17 protein-coding genes are annotated in these 18,868 nt (G+C 64.5%); 11 read left to right on the forward strand and 6 right to left on the reverse strand.

Features of this window, described 5'->3' with window-relative positions; all coding sequences use genetic code 11:
• Positions 1 to 97 precede the first annotated feature (97 nt).
• Positions 98 to 1,158, reverse strand: a protein-coding gene (locus WFP78_RS05225) for an IS630 family transposase (RefSeq protein WP_336959434.1) whose coding sequence is annotated in 2 segments (ribosomal slippage) — positions 98 to 666 and positions 666 to 1,158 — 1,062 coding nt in all. Because the reading frame shifts where the segments join, the coding sequence is not laid out codon by codon here.
• A 90-nt stretch (positions 1,159 to 1,248) separates the two neighbouring features.
• On the opposite strand from WFP78_RS05225, the gene WFP78_RS05230 reads away from it, so the two are divergent.
• Positions 1,249 to 2,067, forward strand: coding sequence for a YaaC family protein (locus tag WFP78_RS05230; protein ID WP_336959437.1), 819 nt, complete (start codon positions 1,249 to 1,251; stop codon positions 2,065 to 2,067).
• Positions 2,068 to 2,262: 195 nt separating this feature from the next.
• Here WFP78_RS05230 and serA read toward each other — a convergent pair whose 3' ends face one another.
• The 3 genes from serA to WFP78_RS05245 form a co-directional block, all read right to left on the reverse strand.
• Positions 2,263 to 3,843, reverse strand: a complete 1,581-nt coding sequence (serA, locus tag WFP78_RS05235; protein ID WP_336959440.1) for a phosphoglycerate dehydrogenase — start codon at positions 3,841 to 3,843, stop codon at positions 2,263 to 2,265.
• Positions 3,844 to 3,972: 129 nt separating this feature from the next.
• Positions 3,973 to 5,133 carry a phosphoserine transaminase gene (locus WFP78_RS05240; protein ID WP_336959442.1) on the reverse strand — a complete coding sequence of 387 codons (1,161 nt, stop codon included), beginning with the start codon at positions 5,131 to 5,133 and terminating at the stop codon, positions 3,973 to 3,975.
• A 113-nt stretch (positions 5,134 to 5,246) separates the two neighbouring features.
• A complete protein-coding gene (locus tag WFP78_RS05245; protein ID WP_336959444.1) occupies positions 5,247 to 6,032 on the reverse strand; it encodes a sulfotransferase family 2 domain-containing protein in 786 nt (261 codons plus the stop codon).
• A gap of 165 nt (positions 6,033 to 6,197) precedes the next feature.
• Here WFP78_RS05245 and WFP78_RS05250 point away from each other — a divergent pair, with 165 nt between their 5' ends.
• From WFP78_RS05250 to WFP78_RS05260, 3 genes are all read left to right on the forward strand, one after another.
• A complete protein-coding gene (locus tag WFP78_RS05250; RefSeq protein WP_336959446.1) occupies positions 6,198 to 6,854 on the forward strand; it encodes an extensin family protein in 657 nt (218 codons plus the stop codon).
• A 76-nt stretch (positions 6,855 to 6,930) separates the two neighbouring features.
• Positions 6,931 to 7,806 (forward strand): LOG family protein, encoded by an 876-nt coding sequence (locus WFP78_RS05255; protein WP_336959448.1) that lies wholly within the window; start codon positions 6,931 to 6,933, stop codon positions 7,804 to 7,806.
• A gap of 32 nt (positions 7,807 to 7,838) precedes the next feature.
• Positions 7,839 to 8,117: a hypothetical protein gene (locus WFP78_RS05260; protein WP_336959450.1), complete on the forward strand. Its 279-nt coding sequence runs from the start codon at positions 7,839 to 7,841 to the stop codon at positions 8,115 to 8,117.
• Between the two features lie 25 nt (positions 8,118 to 8,142).
• Here WFP78_RS05260 and greB read toward each other — a convergent pair whose 3' ends face one another.
• Both greB and WFP78_RS05270 read right to left on the reverse strand, forming a co-directional pair.
• Positions 8,143 to 8,625, reverse strand: a complete 483-nt coding sequence (gene greB, locus WFP78_RS05265) for a transcription elongation factor GreB (RefSeq protein WP_336959452.1) — start codon at positions 8,623 to 8,625, stop codon at positions 8,143 to 8,145.
• Between the two features lie 224 nt (positions 8,626 to 8,849).
• Complete coding sequence (locus tag WFP78_RS05270) at positions 8,850 to 10,934, reverse strand: lytic transglycosylase domain-containing protein (RefSeq protein WP_419722922.1); 2,085 nt, start codon at positions 10,932 to 10,934, stop codon at positions 8,850 to 8,852.
• A gap of 101 nt (positions 10,935 to 11,035) precedes the next feature.
• On the opposite strand from WFP78_RS05270, the gene dapA reads away from it, so the two are divergent.
• The 7 genes from dapA to WFP78_RS05305 all read left to right on the forward strand — a co-directional run bounded on the left by dapA (position 11,036) and on the right by WFP78_RS05305 (position 18,778).
• Positions 11,036 to 11,914: a 4-hydroxy-tetrahydrodipicolinate synthase gene (dapA, locus tag WFP78_RS05275; RefSeq protein WP_336959454.1), complete on the forward strand. Its 879-nt coding sequence runs from the start codon at positions 11,036 to 11,038 to the stop codon at positions 11,912 to 11,914.
• Between the two features lie 32 nt (positions 11,915 to 11,946).
• Positions 11,947 to 12,429, forward strand: coding sequence for an SsrA-binding protein SmpB (gene smpB, locus WFP78_RS05280; RefSeq protein WP_275485083.1), 483 nt, complete (start codon positions 11,947 to 11,949; stop codon positions 12,427 to 12,429).
• A 20-nt stretch (positions 12,430 to 12,449) separates the two neighbouring features.
• The gene (locus tag WFP78_RS05285; protein ID WP_336959459.1) at positions 12,450 to 13,043 is read left to right on the forward strand and encodes a DUF2062 domain-containing protein; all 594 of its coding nucleotides are present in this window, start codon (positions 12,450 to 12,452) and stop codon (positions 13,041 to 13,043) included.
• A gap of 164 nt (positions 13,044 to 13,207) precedes the next feature.
• Positions 13,208 to 15,559, forward strand: coding sequence for a hybrid sensor histidine kinase/response regulator (locus tag WFP78_RS05290; RefSeq protein WP_336959933.1), 2,352 nt, complete (start codon positions 13,208 to 13,210; stop codon positions 15,557 to 15,559).
• 145 nt (positions 15,560 to 15,704) lie between these two features.
• Positions 15,705 to 16,019: a response regulator gene (locus tag WFP78_RS05295; protein ID WP_336959935.1), complete on the forward strand. Its 315-nt coding sequence runs from the start codon at positions 15,705 to 15,707 to the stop codon at positions 16,017 to 16,019.
• 147 nt (positions 16,020 to 16,166) lie between these two features.
• Positions 16,167 to 17,252, forward strand: coding sequence for a recombinase RecA (recA, locus tag WFP78_RS05300; RefSeq protein ID WP_336959461.1), 1,086 nt, complete (start codon positions 16,167 to 16,169; stop codon positions 17,250 to 17,252).
• 257 nt (positions 17,253 to 17,509) lie between these two features.
• On the forward strand, positions 17,510 to 18,778 hold the full coding sequence (locus WFP78_RS05305) for a M24 family metallopeptidase (protein ID WP_336959463.1): 1,269 nt from the start codon (positions 17,510 to 17,512) through the stop codon (positions 18,776 to 18,778).
• Positions 18,779 to 18,868: the final 90 nt, after the last annotated feature.

Consider the following 18,868-nt stretch of genomic DNA (forward strand, 5'->3'; position numbering starts at 1 on the left):
CAACGCAGCGCGATCAAAGCTGAAGACAGAAAAATAAATGCATTTCAGTCTCCTACAACCACCCGCACACAGGTCTCCTTATACCAAGTCTCATTGATCAGAACCCATGTGCCCACTGTCGCAGCCCAATGGACATGATGCGCCAGGGCTGGTCGACGAGCTTGTTCCAGGCGAAGCAGCAGTGATCGACGATGTCATCGTAGGATGAGAAGATGCGGTTCGACAGCCAGTTGTCGCGCATAAACTGCCAGACATTTTCGACGGGGTTGAGTTCCGGACATCTGGGCGGCAGCGGCAGGAGGGTGATGTTGTCGGGCACGACCAGTTCTGCCGAGCCATGCCATCCGGCCTGATCGAGGATCAGGACGGCATGCGCTCCCGGCGCGACGTGGAAGGCGATCTCTTCGAGATGCATGCTCATAGCCTCGCTGTTGCAACGGGGCATGACGATGCCGGCACCCTTGCCCTCTGCCGGACAGATCGCGCCAAAGATCCAGGCCGAGGCCCGGCGCTGATCTTTGGGCGCACAAGGCCGTGTCCCCCGCCTGGCCCAGCGGCGCGTGAGTTTGGTCTGCTGACCTATGCGCGCCTCGTCCTGCCACCATAATTCTATCGCGGTTCCGCGCGGCAAGGATCGTCGGACTTTTGCCAACTGGCCTGCGAAGCTTTTTTAAAATCAGCGATGGCATCTTCCTTCTGGCCATGGTGGCGGGGGCGGGCCGAGAGCTTGCGGAAGCCCAACGCGCGCATCTCTCGGCTCAGAGTCTGCTTGGTAATCGAAAGGCCGAACTCGTCCCGCACCCACTGTGCCAGATCGATGAGGCGCCAACGGACCACCCCATGTGCTGCGGGGATTGGACCCGCTTCGACCTGCTGTGCAAGAGCGCGGCGCTGTGCAGCGCTCAGGATCGAGACTTTGCCGGGGGCCTTGCGCGATATCAGCCCGTCCGGGCCATCCGCGTTGAAGCGGATCACCCAATCCCGGACGATCTGAAGTGTCACGCCAGCTGCCTTGGCTGCTTCGCTCCGACTGCTACCATCAAGGATCAACGCCAACGCCAGCAACCGCCGGACCTGGTCCGGATCGTCACAACTCCGGGAAAATCGCCGTAAATCCCCCGGCGTGAAATCTGATCGAACCCCAATCGCTGCCGCCATCGCAAGCCTCCTCGTGCTTGCTCTGGTGAATCAGAAAATTACCCCCGGGGGAATCCCCCGCGTGAGTCAGCCTCACTGGGACTTGGTATTATGGTTAAACCTCTTAATTTCTTTTATGCATTAACTGCATATACTTATGGTATAATCGTTCTAAATAATCCTTTGAGGTACAGGAAAGACATGCTTCCTGGGTCTCATGGTATGGGGTATCTTCCTAAAACAATTCAGGCTCAATTTGGAGGGGATTCTCCAAGAGGGACGTTTAGTGACTTGGTTGGATCATTTCCTACCCAAATAATCAACAGATCTGGGATAGCGTTCAATATTGATTGCTCGAAATCTGTAATGCAATTCTATGATAATCGCTTCGATGTAAGTTTGGGAACTCTTCTCAGTTTAATTCCCGAAATGGCAGATTATTATAAATTGACTACTGGTAGGAATAGTCGCTGCTATCCTATGGAGATCGTTAGTGCAAATGATCCGAGAAGTTTAACATGGGAATTCCATATAGGAAATGGTGAGACTCGTCCATCTCAAGATGCGACAAAGCAGGCATTTCAGGGTTTTCCTATCAGTGAGCGATTTGGAAAAACAATAGTCACTGTTCCTGCTGCGCAGGCGCCTTCCATATTGGCATGTATATATACTGATCTTAGAGGAAACTTGTGGTTCGTGGATAATCCTTTCTATCCAATAATTCTTCCTGAAGTTTCAATTCATTTTCTCATTACCAGTATATTTTCCAATATTATGCGATACAGGCCTGATGAATGGGGTAGTGTTTTGCTTAACGAGGTTTCTTCGGATATTTCTCTTATTACTCGGCACTATTTTTCGTCGTTCCAAAAGAAATTTATGCTCTTGGTCCTGCGATCGGTATCTCGATATCTTCCATATGCAATGTGAAGTCTCCCGGCCTCTCGATAAGAAGCAGGTAGAGGTTCGCTTATGACAGATGCGAATCGGATGACAGCTGCACCATTGACGCCTTCCCCCCCCAAAAAAACCAACACCCCGCTCCGGCATTCAGCCAGAACGGGGCGTCGCTTCATCATCGTCCGGCGGGGCTCTCACCCCGCCATCACATCAACCTGACCGTATTCACGCAAAGCGCAGCAGCTTCACCTTGTTCACGCCGTTGAGCTTGCAGATGTCCCACAGCAGCGGCTCGGTGACGGTGCCGTCGACGGAGAGCAGCAGCACCGCCTCGCCGCCCTGGTTGCGGCGGCCCAGGTGGAAGGTGCCGATGTTGACTTCCGCCTCGCCCAGGGTCGAGCCCAGGCGGCCGATGAAGCCGGGGGCGTCCTGGTTGACGATATAGAGCATGTTGCCGGCAAGGTCGGCCTCCACCTTGATGCCGAACAGTTCGACAAGGCGGGGGCTGGCATGGCCGAAGAGCGTGCCGGCGACGGAGCGATCACCCTGTTCGGTGGTGACGGTGACGCGCACCAGCGTCTGGTAGTCGCCCTCGCGGTCATGGCGCACTTCGCGCACGTCCAGGCCGCGTTCCTTCGCCAGGAAGGGCGCGTTGACCATGTTCACCGTGTCGGAGAAGGTGCGCATCAGGCCGGCGAGCACCGCTGCCGTGATCGGCTTCTGGTTCAGTTCGGCGGCATGGCCTTCCACTTCCACCGCGACGCCCTTGATCGCCTCGCCCTCAAGCTGGCCCACGAGCGAGCCCAGCTTTTCGGCCAGCGCCATATAGGGCTTGAGCTTGGGCGCTTCCTCAGCCGACAGGCTGGGGACGTTGAGCGCGTTGGTGATGCCGCCGTCCAGCAGATAGTCGGAAAGCTGCTCGGCCACCTGCAGCGCCACGTTCACCTGCGCCTCGTCGGTCGATGCGCCCAGATGCGGGGTGGAGACGAAGTTGGGCGTGCCGAAGAGCGGGCTTTCCTTCGCCGGCTCGGTCACGAACACGTCGAGGGCCGCGCCCGCGATATGGCCGCTGTCGAGCCCGTCCTTCAGCGCCGCCTCGTCGATCAGGCCGCCGCGCGCGCAGTTGACGATGCGCACGCCCTTCTTGGTCTTGGCGAGGTTTTCCCGCGACAGGATGTTGCGCGTCTGGTCGGTCAGCGGCGTGTGCAGGGTGATGAAGTCGGCCTTGGCGAGCAGCTCGTCCAGCGTCGCCTTCTCCACGCCCATGTCGATGGCGCGCTCGGCGGTGAGGAAGGGGTCGTAGGCGACGACCTTCATCTTGAGGCCGATGGCGCGGTCGGCGACGATGGAACCGATATTGCCGGCACCGATCAGGCCCAGCACCTTGCCGGTCACTTCGACGCCCATGAAGCGGTTCTTCTCCCACTTGCCCTGCTGGGTCGACGTGTCGGCCTCGGGCAGCTGGCGGGCGAGGGCGAACATCAGCGCGATGGCATGCTCGGCGGTGGTGATCGAGTTGCCGAAGGGCGTGTTCATCACGATCACGCCCTTGGCCGAGGCATAGGGGATGTCGACATTGTCGACGCCGATGCCGGCGCGGCCGATGACCTTCAGCCTGGTGGCGGCGTCGAGGATGTCCTTCGTCACCTTGGTCGAGGAGCGAATGGCGAGGCCGTCATAATCGCCGATGATCGCCATCAGCTCTTCGGGGGTCTTGCCGGTGATGACGTCGACCTCGACGCCGCGTTCACGGAAGATCGCGGCGGCGCGGGGGTCCATCTTGTCGGAAATAAGGACTTTGGGCATGGAATATTCCTTGTGAAATGCTGCCCGTCATCCCCGCGGAGGCGGGGACCCATCTCCCATAAGACGCACCAGGCGCAACGCTGGGGAGATGGATTCCCGCCTTCGCGGGAATGACGGTATTAAGCTGGTTCAGGCCGCCTTGGCGGTTGCGTAGGCCCAGTCGAGCCAGGGGCCGAGCGCCTCGATATCGGCGGTGTCGACGGTGGCGCCGCACCAGATGCGCAGGCCCGCCGGGGCATCGCGATAGCCTGCGACGTCATAGGCTGCGCCTTCCTTTTCGAGCAGGCCGGCGAACACCTTGATAAAGGCTTCGTCCGCACCCTCGACGGTCAGGCACACGCTGGTCTTGGAGCGCGAGGCCGGGTCGGCGGCGAGATGGCCGAGCCAGTCGCGATCCGCCACGATCTTGTCGAGCGCGGCGGCGTTGGCGTCGCTGCGGGCGATCAGGCCATCGGCGCCGCCGACGGACTTGCCCCATTCCAGCGCGAAGATCGCGTCTTCGACCGCCAGCATGGAGGGGGTGTTGATCGTCTCGCCCTTGAACACGCCCTCGGCGAGCTTGCCTTTGGACACGAGGCGGAACACCTTGGGCAACGGCCAGGCGGGGGTATAGGTCTCCAGCCGCTCGACGGCGCGGGGGCCGAGGATCAGCACGCCATGCGCGCCCTCGCCGCCCAGCACCTTCTGCCAGGAGAAGGTCGCGACGTCGATCTTCGCCCAGTCGATGTCATAGGCGAAGACGGCGCTGGTCGCGTCGGCGAAGGTCAGGCCTTCGCGGTCGGCGGGGATGAAGTCCGCATCGGGGACGCGCACGCCGGAGGTGGTGCCGTTCCAGGTGAAGAGCACGTCGTGGCTGAAATCGACGGCCGACAGATCGGGCAGCTGGCCATAGTCGGCGCGCACGATGGTCGGGTCGATCTTGAGCTGCTTGGCGGCATCCGTCACCCAGCCTTCGCCGAAGCTTTCCCAGGCCAGCGTGGTGACGGGGCGAACGCCCAGCATCGTCCACATCGCCATTTCGAACGCGCCGGTGTCGGAGCCGGGGACGATGCCGATGCGATGGGTTTCGGGTAGGCGCAGCAGCTCGCGCATCAGGTCGATGCAATAGGCGAGGCGCGTCTTGCCGATCTTCGAACGGTGCGAGCGGCCGAGCGACTGGGTGGCGAGCTTTTCGGGGGTCCAGCCGGGCGGTTTCGCGCAGGGGCCGGAAGAGAAGAACGGGCGTGCCGGCGTGGTGGCAGGCTTTACGGCAGGCGCAATGGTGGCGCCGGCGGCGATCGTATCAGTCATGTAATGCTTCTCCTTGCAGAGAGCACGCGCGGCGTTGGGACCGCGTGGCCCGCCGGCGCTCCTATAGAAGCGCGGGGATTAGTCAAGCATGCAGATGGCCGGACGCGCCCTCGTCAGAGCCAGGGGCGATGCGCGCTCAACATCTCGAACAGGCGGAAATCCTGGGGATAGAGCGCCCGCAGGCGCTGTTCCTGCGCCAGCGTCAGTATCGTTTTTCCGGCCGCCGTGCGATTGAGATGGGGGATCGCCGCCGGCAGCAGATGCGGCATCGCGGCGCTCGCCCGCGCCATGTCGGACAGCAGGAACAGCCGATCCACCATGATTTCGCCCTCGCGATCCGTGATATACCAGCTTTGCGGGCGAAAGATGTGGTCGACCGCATAGATCGACCGGACCGACTCGAGATGGTCCAGCGCGGCGTCGATGCTGCTGAAGGCCATGTAGACCGGGCGGAAGGGCATCGACACCCGGTTATGGGCGGTGCCGCCGGCCCGGCCATAGCGCCAGGCCGAAAGGAAGCGCTCGCGCGGGTCGCGAATCAGGGCGAAGCTGGGCAGGCTGTCCAGCAGGTCCGGCGCGACGCAATCATAGTAACGGACGGAGGCATGCTTGACCTGCAGGCCGTAGAGCGCGTTGCTGACCGACATGCCGGCATTTTTGGGGATATGGATGAACAGGGCGCCGGCATCCCTGATGCCGGCCAGCCTGGCCCGCCGCGCGGTGGTCAGCGGCGGGCGGATGCCGACCCCGCACAGCCGCTCCCGCACGTCGCCGGTCAGATGCACGCCGAACAGGCGCTTCACGATGGCGTTCAGCGGCCTTCCCGCCGGTGCGGATATGGTGGCGGGGGCCGAAGCGATATCCGGCAGGGCGAGGGTGTCGGAGGCCAGTGAGAGCATGAACGGATAACGCCGCACGGCGGGGAAAACCGTCTCCTGCCCCGCAAACTGCTGCGAAAGTGACGAACCGAGTCGCTTTCGCGACGGGGCGAGTCTTGCGTTAACCCCTGGAATCCCGGAAATATTTATAATGAGGGCGATTGAGCGGGATTGATGAGCGGTGGGATGAACAGTGCGCAACGTGCCAGGCGGCGCTGCCGGTCCGCAACGGTTGCGCTCGCCCTTGCGCTTTCGGCCTGCGGCGGCCCGGCCGTCAAGCGGGGGGCGAGCGTCGCGACGCCAAGGCCGCCGTCCCAGACATTGCGCCAGTGCCTTGCCAAATTGTCCTCCATCGACGTGCGCTACAGCGCGCTGCCCGATCGCAGCTATGGCGGCGGCTGCACCAGCTATGGCAGCGTGAAGCTGATCGATATCGGCGTGCCGGCGACCAATTTGGGGGCGATGACCTGCCCGCTTGCGGCCAATTTCGCGGCCTGGGCGCGTTACGGCGTGGAGCCGGCGGCGCGGCTGATCCTGGGCAGCGAGCTTGTGCGGATCGAAACGTTCGGCACCTATGCCTGCCGCCCGATCGCGGGCAGCGTGAAGCTGTCCGAACATGCGCACAGCAATGCCGTGGACGTCGCCGCCTTCGTGCTGGCGGACGGGCGGCGGATTTCGGTCAAGGCCGGCTGGAACGGCGACGGGCAGAGCCAGCGCTTCCTGCGGATCGTGCGGGCGAGCGCCTGCAAGCGTTTCGCGACGGTGCTCAGCCCCGACTATAACGCCGCGCATCAGGATCATCTGCATTTCGACATGGGCGGCAAGGGCGGTTATTGCCGATAGACGCGTGCCGGGGCGGTGCTCCCCTTGGCAAGCGGGCCCCTTGGCAAGCGGGATCGTTGTGATTACCTCCATCTCAATGACCAGAAAAGAGATCGAGGAACGCAAGTTCCGCCCGGCCGCGCAGGAAGCGCAAGACGCCAAGCAGGCCGTTGAAACCCCGCAGACACAGAGCAAGTCCTACAAGCTGGCTTTCCAGGACAATGAATTCCTGCTGCGTGACGATTTGCGCCCGGTGCGCTTCCAGCTGGAACTGCTGAAGCCGGAGCTGCTGCTGGACGAAGCGAAGATTCGCTCGACCTTCGTCTTCTACGGCTCGGCCCGTATTCCCGCGCCCGGCGACGCGCAGGCCCGGATCGACGCCGCCACCGACGATCGCCAGCGGTTGATCGCCCGGAACCTCGCCAAGAAGGCGAAATATTATGACGAGGCGCGCAAGCTTGCGCGGACCGCGGCCAGCTATCCGGCGACCGAGGACGGGTGGCGGCACTTCGTCGTCTGCTCGGGCGGCGGCCCCTCGATCATGGAGGCGGCGAACCGAGGGGCGGTGGATGTCGGTGCGGAGACCATCGGCCTCAACATCGTGCTGCCGCACGAGCAGGCGCCCAACCGCTATGTCACGCCGGAATTGTCCTTCCAGTTCCACTATTTCGCGCTGCGCAAGATGCATTTCCTGCTGCGCGCCCGCGCGCTTGCCGTCTTCCCCGGCGGTTTCGGCACGTTCGACGAGTTTTTCGAACTGCTGACGCTGGTGCAGACCGGCAAGGTCAGGCCCATCCCCATCCTGCTGTTCGGCAAGGAATTCTGGACGCGCGTGGTGGATTTCGAGGCATTGGCCGAGGAGGGCGTGATCTCGCATGCCGACCTCGACCTCTTCACCTTCGTGGAGACCGCCGAAGAGGCTTGGCAGGCAATGTGTGCATTCTACCATGAAAGCGCGACGCCCGTCGTCTGACGGGCTGGAAGTGACGGCTATCGAGGACAGGCATGATGGATTTTGTCGACAGGGTTTTCGAGGGCGGCACCGTGGAGCTGGACGGCAACAGCTTCACTAACTGCACCTTCCGCAACGTCACGCTGAAATATGCGGGCAAGGCGGTCGGCATGAACGATTGCAGGATGGAGAATTTCGCCTTCCAGTTCGATGGCGATCTCGCCCAGGGGCTGTTCACCCTCTACCAGCTGTTCGGGACCGACGGGATGCTGCAGATCATTCGGGGCTTCACCCAGCCGCAGGAAGGCGTGACCACCATCGACATCGGCTGATCGCCGCAATGGCGCGCCCGCGCGATCAGCCCGGATAGCTGATCGCCATCACCTCATATTCCTTCTCCCCCGCCGGCAGCATCACCCGGCGCAGGTCGCCCGTAGCCGCGCCGCGCAGGGCGCGGGCGATGGGCGTGCCCCAGCCGATGCGGCCCGCGCCGACATCGGTTTCGTCATTGCCGACGATGGTCAGGGTGCGGCGATGGTCGTCCTCGTCCGCGATGGTGACGGTCGCGCCGAAATAGACGCGGCTCTTGTCCGGCTGGGCCGCCGGATCGACGATCTTGGCGTCCTTCATCTTCTTCGACAGGCGTTTGAGTTGCCCGTCGATTTCGCGCATCCGCTTGCGGCCATAGAGATAGTCGCCATTCTCGCTGCGGTCGCCATTGCCCGCCGCCCAGCTGACCACCTCCACGATCCGCGGCCGCTCGACGCCCAGCAGATGGTCATATTCGGCCCGCAGCGCGGCGAAGCCCGCGGGCGTGATGTAATTGGGCTGGCTGGTCATGCGCTGTGCGTAGCGGTTCGGCCTTGGTCTGTCGAAGGGCTGTTTGCATTGCGGGGAAGCGCGGGCTGCGACAGGCCCGGCCCGAACGAGAGGGCGAGGCGCGCATTCACCCCATTCCGTCATCCCAATGCAGACTGGCTGGCGCAGGCTGGAATCTCAAGCCCCATGGCACGACGTCAAGGCACGAGACCCCAGCCTGCGCTGGGGTGACGAATATGGTCAGTTCAACCCGGTATATTCTTGCCCAGATAGCGGCTCAGCGGCGCCTTCGCGTTGGGGAAGATGGCGCGGCTCGGGTTGCTCGCGTCATAGACCACGGCATTTTCCAGCACCCGCTGCACATAGCCGCGCGTCTCGCTGAACGGAATCTGCTCGATCCAGCGGATGATGTCGGTGCCGCCCATGCGCGGGTCGCCATTTTGGGCCAGCCATTTGTTCACATTGCCCGCGCCGGCATTATAGGCGGCGACGGCGAGCGGGTAGCTGCCATATTGGTCGAGTAGGCGCTGGAAATAGCTGGAGCCCAGCTGGATATTGTAGCTGGGATCGGCGGTCAGCGAGGACATGTCGTAACTCAGGCCCACCTTGCCCGCCTGTTCCCGCGCGGTGCCGGGCATCAGCTGCATCAGGCCGCGCGCACCCGCATGGCTGACGGCGGCACGGTCGAACTGGCTTTCCTGCCGGGCGATGGCGTGGATCATCGTCCAGTTGAACTGATGGCCTTCGGGCACCGGCACCTTGGGGAAGCTGGCCTCGCCATAGCCCGACAGCCCGTCCGCTACGGCGCGGCGGCCGACCATGACGCCAAGGTCGGGCCGGTTGAGGTTCCTGGCCAGCTCGCCCGTCAACCGCTGCTCCTGCTCGTTGCTGGCATTGGCGGCGATGGCGCGCAGGAACTTGGTCTGGTCTTCCCAATAGCCCTGGACGCCCAGCGCGCGCGCGGCGCGCACCACGCTGCGGTTCATGAAGGCGGTGCGCTCGGCGTCGCTGATCTGCACGGTGCGCGTGACGGCGGAGGGCGCGGGCACCGGCAGGCCGAGCCGTTCGAGCGAAAGCTGGCCGTAGAACTGGTCGGGATAGGTCGCCGCATTCTGGAAGAACTGCGTCGCGGCGGCATTGTCCCCCGCCATCAGCGCGGCGCGGCCGGCCCAGTAATAGCCCTTGGAGATGGTCTGCGGCGATCGCGCGGCGGTGGCGTAGCGCACGAACATGGCCTGGGCGTCGCGCGGCTTGCCCAGATTGTAGAAGGCGGTGGAGCCCGCCAGCCATGTCAGGCTGGTATAATCGTCGCGCTCGCCCAGCGTGCGGTCGCGCACCTGCACGCCCGGCGCATAGGCATCGTCCACCTGGCTGGCGATGGCATAGGCGAAGGTCCATTGGCTGTCGTTCGCGGCGGCGCGGGCGTTGGTCAGCAGCGCCTCATACCATTTTTCCGCGTCGGCCGGGCGCGTCGCGAGCGGCTGCCGGTTGGCGAGCAGGGTGCGGGCGGCGATGCTGTTGCCGCCGTCGCGCAGCCACATCGCCTTTTCCGCGATGAAGCCGGGGTCGGACTGGCCGGCGGCGTCGGCGGCCGCCACCTTCATCGCGGCATCGGGCGCCTTGCGCTGCATGGCGATGCGCGCGGCATAGAGCGGCTGGCGCGCGGGGGAGGTGTAGGGCAGGATGCGCTCGGCCCCGCCACTGTTCCTTGCCCATAGCAGCGCGTCGGCGCGGGCGTCATGGTCCGCCGTCGTCAGGCTGCTGCCGAAGAGCGAAAGGATCTGCGCCTCATCCTGGGGGGAGAGCGATCCGCCGGTCCATGCGGCCCGCGCCGCGATCCTGGCTTCCGCCATCCGGCCAAGCGCGGAGAGCGCCACGGCGTTGCGCGCATTGCCGGTTGCCGTGCGCGCCGGGAAACGGGCGAAGAAGGCGATGACCTGCCCCGGATCGTAGCTGATCGGGTTGATCGTGGTTTCGGCGAGCTTCCGCATCCGGTCCTCGCCCGGCCAGCCGGGGTTGGCGACGATGAAATTCGCATAGGCCGACGCGCCCAGCATGTCGCTCTGCTGCAGGCGGCGCCATTCGGTGATGGCGGCACTGGCCTGCGCATCGGGCGAGGTGCCCAGCCGGTCGCGGATCTGTTCCCAGCCCGGCTGGCCCGGAATGGGCTGCACCATGGGGGTGGTTGAGGGGTTGGCGGGCTGTTGCGGGCTGCCGGAAACCGCCTGCATCGACTGGCCGACCGTCTGCGCACCGACGCCCCCGGCAAGGGGCACGCCGCCCATCAGAAGAAGCCGAACCAGAACTGTTTGCGAGACCATGCTGGACATTATGGCAATAGGTTCCTTATCAGGCGCTGAACGACGGGCGGTCGCATCCTGCCTTTCGCCTATTATGCCTTGGAAACCGGGCGCTTTGAAGGAGTTTTTGCATGTTTTCCGGGTCGATTCCGGCTCTGGTGACACCTTTTCGCGATGGATCGGTGGATGAAGCGGCCTTCCGGGCCTTCGTCGACTGGCAGATTGCAGAGGGCAGCAGCGCTCTGGTGCCCTGTGGCACCACCGGCGAAAGCGCCACCATGACGGTCGAGGAACATAATCGCGTGGTCGCGATCTGCGTCGATCAGGCGGCGGGCAGGGTGCCGGTGATCGCGGGCTGCGGCTCCAACGACACGCGGATCGCGCTGGAGCATATGTTCGCGGCGCAGGCCGCGGGGGCCAATGCCGCCCTTGTCGTCACGCCCTATTACAACAAGCCCAATCAGGAAGGCGTCTATCAGCATTTCGCCTATCTGGCCGAGCGTTGCGACCTGCCGATCATCCTCTACAATGTGCCCAGCCGCACGATCACCGACATCGGCGTGCCGGTGATGAATCGCCTGACGCAGGCCTATCAGACGATCGTCGGCGTCAAGGACGCGACCGGAAATCTGGGGCGTGTCACCGCGCAGCGGCTCGCCTGCGGCACCGATTTCTGTCAGCTTTCCGGCAATGACGAAACGGCGCTGGGATTCTATGCGATGGGCGGCACAGGCTGCATTTCCGTCACCGCCAATGTCGCGCCGCGCCTGTGCGCGCAGTTCCAGGCGGCCTGCGCCGCGGGGGACTGGGCCGCGGCGATCGCGCTGCAGGACAGGCTGTACCCGCTGCACGACGCGTTGTTCAGCGATGCTTCGCCCGGCCCGGTCAAATATGCCCTGGCCCGGGTGCGCACGGACATGCCGAGCGAGGTGCGCCTGCCTATCACCTGGCCTTCGGAAGCGAGCCGCATGGCCGTGGACCGGGCCCTGGAAATCGCAGGGCTGGTTTAACCACCCGTCCGTCACCATATCGACTGGAACCCATGGCACGCCCCCGTCCCGAAACCTTCGACAAGAAGAAGATCGTCGCCGAGAACCGGCGTGCGCGCTATGAATATTTCATCGACGACGTGTTCGAGGCAGGGATCGCGCTGCAGGGGACGGAGGTGAAGGCGCTGCGCTTTGGCGAGGGCTCCATCGCGGAAAGCTATGCCGAGGTGAAGGGCGACCAGGTGTTCCTGGTCAACAGCAACATCCCCGAATTCAGCCATGGCAATCGCCATAATCATGAGCCCAAGCGGCCCCGCAAGCTGCTGTTGCACAGCCGGGAAATCGCCAAGATGCACGGTGCCGTCGCGCGGCAGGGGATGACGCTGGTGCCGCTGTCGATCTATTTCAACAGCCGCGGCCGGGCGAAGGTGGAGCTGGCGCTGGCGAAGGGCAAGAAGACGCACGACAAGCGCGAGACCATCAAGGAACGCGACTGGAAACGCGACCAGGCCCGCATCCTGCGGGACAGGGGCTGAACCGCGATGGGTGATCGGCCATGACCAATCGTCTGACCCGCTGGTGGCACGCCAACGCCCCGACCCGCGAATCGCTGGAGAATAATCGCTTCCTCGCGCCGGTCGCGCACCGGGTGCTGGAACCCTCGCTCTGGCGGTTCAACCGCCGGTCGGTGCCGCGCGGCGTGGCATTGGGCCTGCTGGTCGGCATCTTCCTGCTGATCCCCGGCATCCAGATCGCGGGCGCGGCGCTGCTGGCGCTGCCCTTCCGCGCGAACATCCCCGTCGCGGCGGCCATGACCTTCCTCAGCAATCCGGCGACGACGCCGCTGATCCTGTGGGCGTCCGTCTATATCGGCAATTTCTGCCTGGGGCGGACCGCCGACGTCTCCGGCTTCATGGGGCTGGTGAACGAACATGCGACCATCCAGCAATGGTGCGCCTGGCTCTTTTCCGAAGCGGCGCCGGCCATGTTGTTCGGCCTTGCGATCATTTCCTGCGCGACAGCGGCGGTCGGCTATTTCGTCGCGATGCTGTTCTGGCGCGCGCGCATGGCCCGCAAATGGCATGCGCGCAAATTGAGGATTGCCCACGCCCTTGAAAACAGCGCAATGGAAGAAGCGGCGGCCGGCTGATCGCGGCTGACGGGTCCGTTGGCGGCGCCGGTGCGTTGCGGCAGGGGCCAGGGACGCGGGGAACTGAGACGCGAGGGGATGGCGACGCCATGGCGTCACACAGCAAGATAGTGGTCAGGGCGTCTTCGAAGGACGAGATCGTCGCGATCACCGCGCGGCCGGAGATGCGCGCGCTGTTGCCGATGCTGCTTGCCGCCGCGGCCATCAGCGCCGGGCTGATCTGGTGGGCGACGCGGGAGCCTGCGCTCGCCGCCGGCTTCGGCGCGATGCTGATCGCGATCGCGGCGCTGGGCATCTGGTTCACCCATCTGTTCCCGCGAACGGAGACGGTCGCCGATTCCATCCCCGACTGGACGGTGGCGCGCACCGCAGCCGATGCCTCCAACATGGCGATCGCCGTCACCGACCGGACGGGCCGGCTGGTCTGCGCGAGCGATCTGTTCGGCGAATGGTTCCCGGGCTTTCCCACCCCTCCCGGCCTGCCGCTGGAGGCGAGCGATGCCGAGCGGCTCGCGGCCGCCGGGCGTGCGGCCTGGCGCGATGTCGAGGGGCATGTGCAGGGCATCGCCCGCGGCGCGATGCGGCTGGACGCGGATGTGACCCGCACCGGCCGGGCCGACGATTTCCTGCTCTGGCGCTTCACGCCGATCCGCCAGGCCAGCATCATCGACGATTTCAACCGCATGCTGAGCGGCGAGGCCGGCATGCAGATGGCCGAAGCCGGGATCATGGCGGTGCTGATCGGCGGGGAAGGGCGCATTCGCGCGGCCAATCCGGCCTTTCTGCAGCGCGCCGCCGGCAAGATGGACGCCAATCTTTCCGGTCGCGACTTCGCCTCCTACCTGCGTGTCGATGACAAGGGGCGGGTGTTCTTCGCACGGGAAGAGCGCAACCTGGTGCCCATGCGCCTCATCCAGGTGCCGCTGAAGCAGGGGAGCAGCGACGGCCCCATGCTGATCGTCATGATCGACGACGAAAGCGGCGGCGCGGGCGGCGATGGCAATTCCGCGCTCAGCTATATCGAGACGCTGCTTTCGCTGCTGCCCTTCGGCCTTGCCATGGCCGACAGGGACGGGCGGATGCTGTTCGTCAACCGGGCCTTTGCGCGCGCGGCCGGCCTGCAGCCCGATGAGAAGCCCGCCTATCCCGGCGACATCGTGGTGCGCGAAGACCAGGCCGCGGTGGCCGATGTCTTGCGCCGCTATGCGCTGGGGCCGCAGATGTCGGGCGACCTTGCGGTGCGGATGCGGGCGCAGCCGGACGAGCCGGTCGCGCTCAGCATGGCGGGCGTGCGCGGGCTGGGGCAGGCGGCGGTGCTGCTCAGCCTGAAGGACAATGGCGAGGAAAGCCGGCTGAAGCGGCAGGTGGCGCAGGCGACGAAGATGCAGGCCATCGGCCAGCTTGCCGGCGGCGTCGCGCATGATTTCAACAATATCCTGACCGCCATCATCGGCCATTGCGACCTGATGCTGATGCGCCACACGCCGGGCGACAGCGATTATGACGACATCCAGCAGATCAAGTCCAACTCCAACCGCGCCGCCGGCCTGACCCGCCAGCTTCTGGCCTTCTCCCGCCAGCAGACGTTGCGGCCGCAGATCCTGCAGCTGCCCGATATCGTGGCGGACGTCTCCAGCCTGCTCAACCGGCTGCTGGGCGAGAATGTGAAGCTGGAGGTGAGCCACGGCCGCAGCCTGGGCGCGGTGCGGGCGGACCCGGGGCAGCTGGAACAGGTGATCGTCAACCTGTGCGTCAATGCGCGCGACGCGATGCCCAATGGCGGCACCGTCAACATCCAGACCTATGCCGTGCCCGCCGCCAAGGTGCGGGAGATGCGCAACGAAATCCTGCCGGTGAGCGATTATACCGCGATGCGGGTGTCCGACACCGGGTTGGGCATTCCGCCCGACCTTCTCGCCAAGATCTTCGAGCCCTTCTTCACGACCAAGGAACTGGGCAAGGGCACCGGCCTCGGCCTGTCCACCGTCTATGGCATCGTCAAGCAATCGGGCGGCTATATCTTCGCGGAATCCGAGCTGGGGCGCGGGGCGAGCTTCGTCATCTACCTGCCGGTCTATGCCGCGTTGGTGGAAGAAGAGAAGCCGGCCCGCAAGGCGGCCGAAAAGCGCGCCGAAACCTGGGGCACCGGCACGGTGCTGGTGGTGGAGGACGAGGACATGGTGCGCGCCGTGGCCGAGCGTGCGCTGACGCGGCAGGGATATAAGGTGCTGACCGCCGCCGATGGCGAGCATGCGCTGCAGGTGCTGGCCAGCGGCGAGCATATCGATCTCATGATCTCCGACGTGGTGATGCCCAATATGGATGGGCCGACCATGGTCGCGCAGGCGCGGCAGACCCATCCGCTGCTGCCGGTGGTCTTCATGTCCGGCTATGCCGAGGAGCAGCTGCGCAAGTCCATCGACCTTGCCAATGTCGCCTTCCTGCCCAAGCCCTTTTCGGTCGCGCAACTGGCCGAGGCGGCGCGGGAGGCGTTGGCCGTGCGCCCGAAGATGTAACAGGTTTCCAGCATCATATTGCTTTCGATCGAGGTCTGGGGCCTAGGCAATCCGGCATCGATGCGATACCGAACCGTTGAGACTTTCACCGATCATGGGGCACAGGCGCGTGGGCAAATCCATCCTCGTCGTTGAGGACGAGGTCATGATCGGCATGATGATCGAGGATTTCCTCGAGTCGCTGGGCCATCGCATGCACGCGCTGGCCGCGACCGTGCCGGACGGTTGCGCGGCGGCGCAGGAGGAGGGGATCGATGCCGCCATTCTCGACTGCAACCTGCATGGCGAAAAAAGCTGGCCGGTGGCGGAAATCCTGAGCGCGCGGGGCATTCCCTTTGTCTTTGCGACCGGTGGCAATGCAGACGATGTGCCGACTGCGCTCGCTCACTATCCCAGTATCGCCAAACCCTTCACCATCGGCACGGTCGAACGCGTGCTGGACCAGCTTTTGAAGGAGTAAGCGACCCTTCCGGCACCGGCCGCATGTTGGTGAAGGAAAAATTTGTTCCTGACTTGTTCTACGTGAACAAATGGAATACATAGCATTGCAGGCGCCGCTCATGGCGCACCTCTGGCCATCATCGGCCGCTTGACAGGGGACCATGCGATGACCGCAATGCTGAAACTGATCGACGCCGACAAGAAGACGGGAACCATGGACAGACAGAAAGCATTGGAGGCAGCGCTCGCCCAGATCGACCGCGCCTTTGGCAAGGGCAGCGCGATGAGGCTGGGCTCGAAGGAAACGATGCAGGTCGAGTCGATCTCGACCGGCTCGCTGGGCCTCGACATCGCGCTGGGCGTGGGCGGCCTGCCGCGCGGCCGCGTGATCGAGGTGTACGGGCCGGAAAGCTCGGGCAAGACGACGCTCGCGCTGCACGTCATCGCCGAGGCGCAGCGCGGCGGCGGCACCGCCGCCTTTGTCGACGCAGAACATGCGCTCGACCCGGTCTATGCCAAGAAACTGGGCGTCGACATCGATGAACTGATCGTATCGCAGCCCGACACCGGCGAGCAGGCGCTGGAAATCGTGGATACGCTGGTCCGCTCCAACGCCATCGACGTGCTGGTGGTGGACTCGGTGGCCGCGCTGGTGCCGCGTGCGGAGATCGAGGGCGAGATGGGCGACAGCCATGTCGGCCTTCAGGCCCGGCTGATGTCGCAGTCGCTGCGCAAGCTCACCGGCTCCATCTCCCGCTCGCGCTGCATGGTGATCTTCATCAACCAACTGCGCATGAAGATCGGCGTGATGTACGGCAATCCGGAAACCACGACCGGGGGCAACGCGCTCAAATTCTACGCCTCCGTCCGGCTCGACATCCGCCGCACCGGCCAAATCAAGGATCGCGACGACATCGTCGGCAACACGACCCGCGTGAAGGTGGTGAAGAACAAGGTCGCGCCGCCCTTCAAACAGGTGGAATTCGACATCATGTATGGCGAAGGCATCTCGAAGATCGGCGAAATGCTCGATCTGGGCGTGAAGGCCGGCATTGTCGAGAAATCCGGCTCATGGTTCTCCTATGATTCGGTCCGCATCGGCCAGGGGCGCGAGAACGCGAAGACATTTCTGCGGGAGCATCCCGAAATGGCCGACCGCCTGGAAAAGGCGATCCGTGGCAAGACCGAAGCGGTCGCCGAAGGGATGATGACCGGCCCCGATTCCAGCGAGGCGGAGGACGGCGACCTCTGACGGCATGTCCGCGCTGGTCCATATGGCTGGCCCGTACAGCCGGCCCGTATAGACAGCGCAGTGCCGCGGTGCGATCGCTCCCTGCTGCCTCATGAACCGAAAAGGCCCGCCGCATTCCAGCCGGCGGGCCTTTTATCGTTCTGGCGCGCGCAATATGGGCTTCCTTTTCATGCTGGGCCGCAATCATGCCACGGGGCATGGCGGCGCCATCCAACTCGCGATATGCAGGCACCCTGTCTCCCGCAGCCGAGGACCGCATGACACGCTTTGATCGCCGAACGATGCTTGCCGGCCTTGGTCTTCTGGGAGGCGCCGGCGCGATCGGCCTGTCGCCTCGCCTGTTCGCGGCGGAACGCGTAATGGAGGAAGTGCCGCCGCTGCCCGGCACCGTCACGCCCATCGGTCCCGAAGAGCGCAAGGCCCGCATCGCCCGGGCGCAGGCGCTGATGAAGGCGGCAGACATCGGCGCCGTGCTGATCGAGCCGGGCGCGAGCCTCATCTATTTCACCGGCGTCCAGTGGTGGCGCAGCGAGCGGTTGACGGCGGCGGTGATCCCGGCGGAGGGCGATCCGATCGTCGTCACGCCCTTTTTCGAGAAGCCCTCCGTCGCGATCTCGCTCGGCATTCCAGCGGACATCCGCGTCTGGCAGGAGGATGAGAACCCCTTTGCCCTCATCGCCGCCTTCCTGAAGGCAAGGGGCCTGTCGCGCGCGCGGATCGGCGTGGAGGAAACGGCCCGCTTCTTCGCCTTCGACGGTCTGCGCCAATTGCTGCCGGGCGCGCCGCTGGTGTCGGCCGATCAGGTGGTGCGCGGCTGCCGGATGCGCAAGACGGCGGCGGAAATCGCGCTGATGCAGCGCGCCGCCGATGTCACGACCGCCGCTTATCGCTGGACGGTGCCGCAGGTGCGTGTCGGCATGACCCGGGAAGACATTGGCGCATTGATGAACGCCGCGACCGGGCGCCTGGGTGGACAGACCGAATTCAACCTGATCCTCGTCGGCCCGGACGCGGCATTGCCCCATGGCTCGCCCAGGCCACAGGTGGTGGGCAAGGGCAGCATCGTCCTGATGGATTGCGGCTGCACGGTCGAAGGCTATCAGTCGGACACGTCGCGTACCTTCGTCGTCGGCGCCGATCCCACGCCCGAGCAGCGCAAGGTTTGGAACGAGGTGGCCAGGGGGCAGCAGGTTGCGTTCGCCGCCGCGAAACTCGGCGCGCCGGCCGGCGCCGTGGATGACGCCGTGCGCGCCTATTATCAGTCGCTCGGCTATGGGCCGGGGTATAATCTCCCCGGCCTGTCCCACCGCACCGGCCATGGCATCGGCTTGGAGGGGCATGAGCCGGTGAACCTCGTCCATGGCGAGACGACGCCGCTTGCGCCCGGCATGTGCTTTTCCAACGAGCCCGGCCTTTATCTGCCGGGCCGTTTCGGCGTGCGGCTGGAGGACTGCTTCCACATGACGCAGGCCGGCCCGCGCTGGTTTTCGACGCCGCCTGTCAGCATCGACGCGCCGGTCGGGTGATCCTTTTGCATCGGATGTGGAGAGATTCACGCCGATCCGTGCAGGAATCGCGCAGAAATGCTTGCCCCCCTTGAGAGTCTGCGCGCGACC

Origin of the sequence: Sphingobium aquiterrae (assembly GCF_037154135.1) — a bacterium.
Taxonomy (GTDB): domain Bacteria; phylum Pseudomonadota; class Alphaproteobacteria; order Sphingomonadales; family Sphingomonadaceae; genus Sphingobium; species Sphingobium aquiterrae.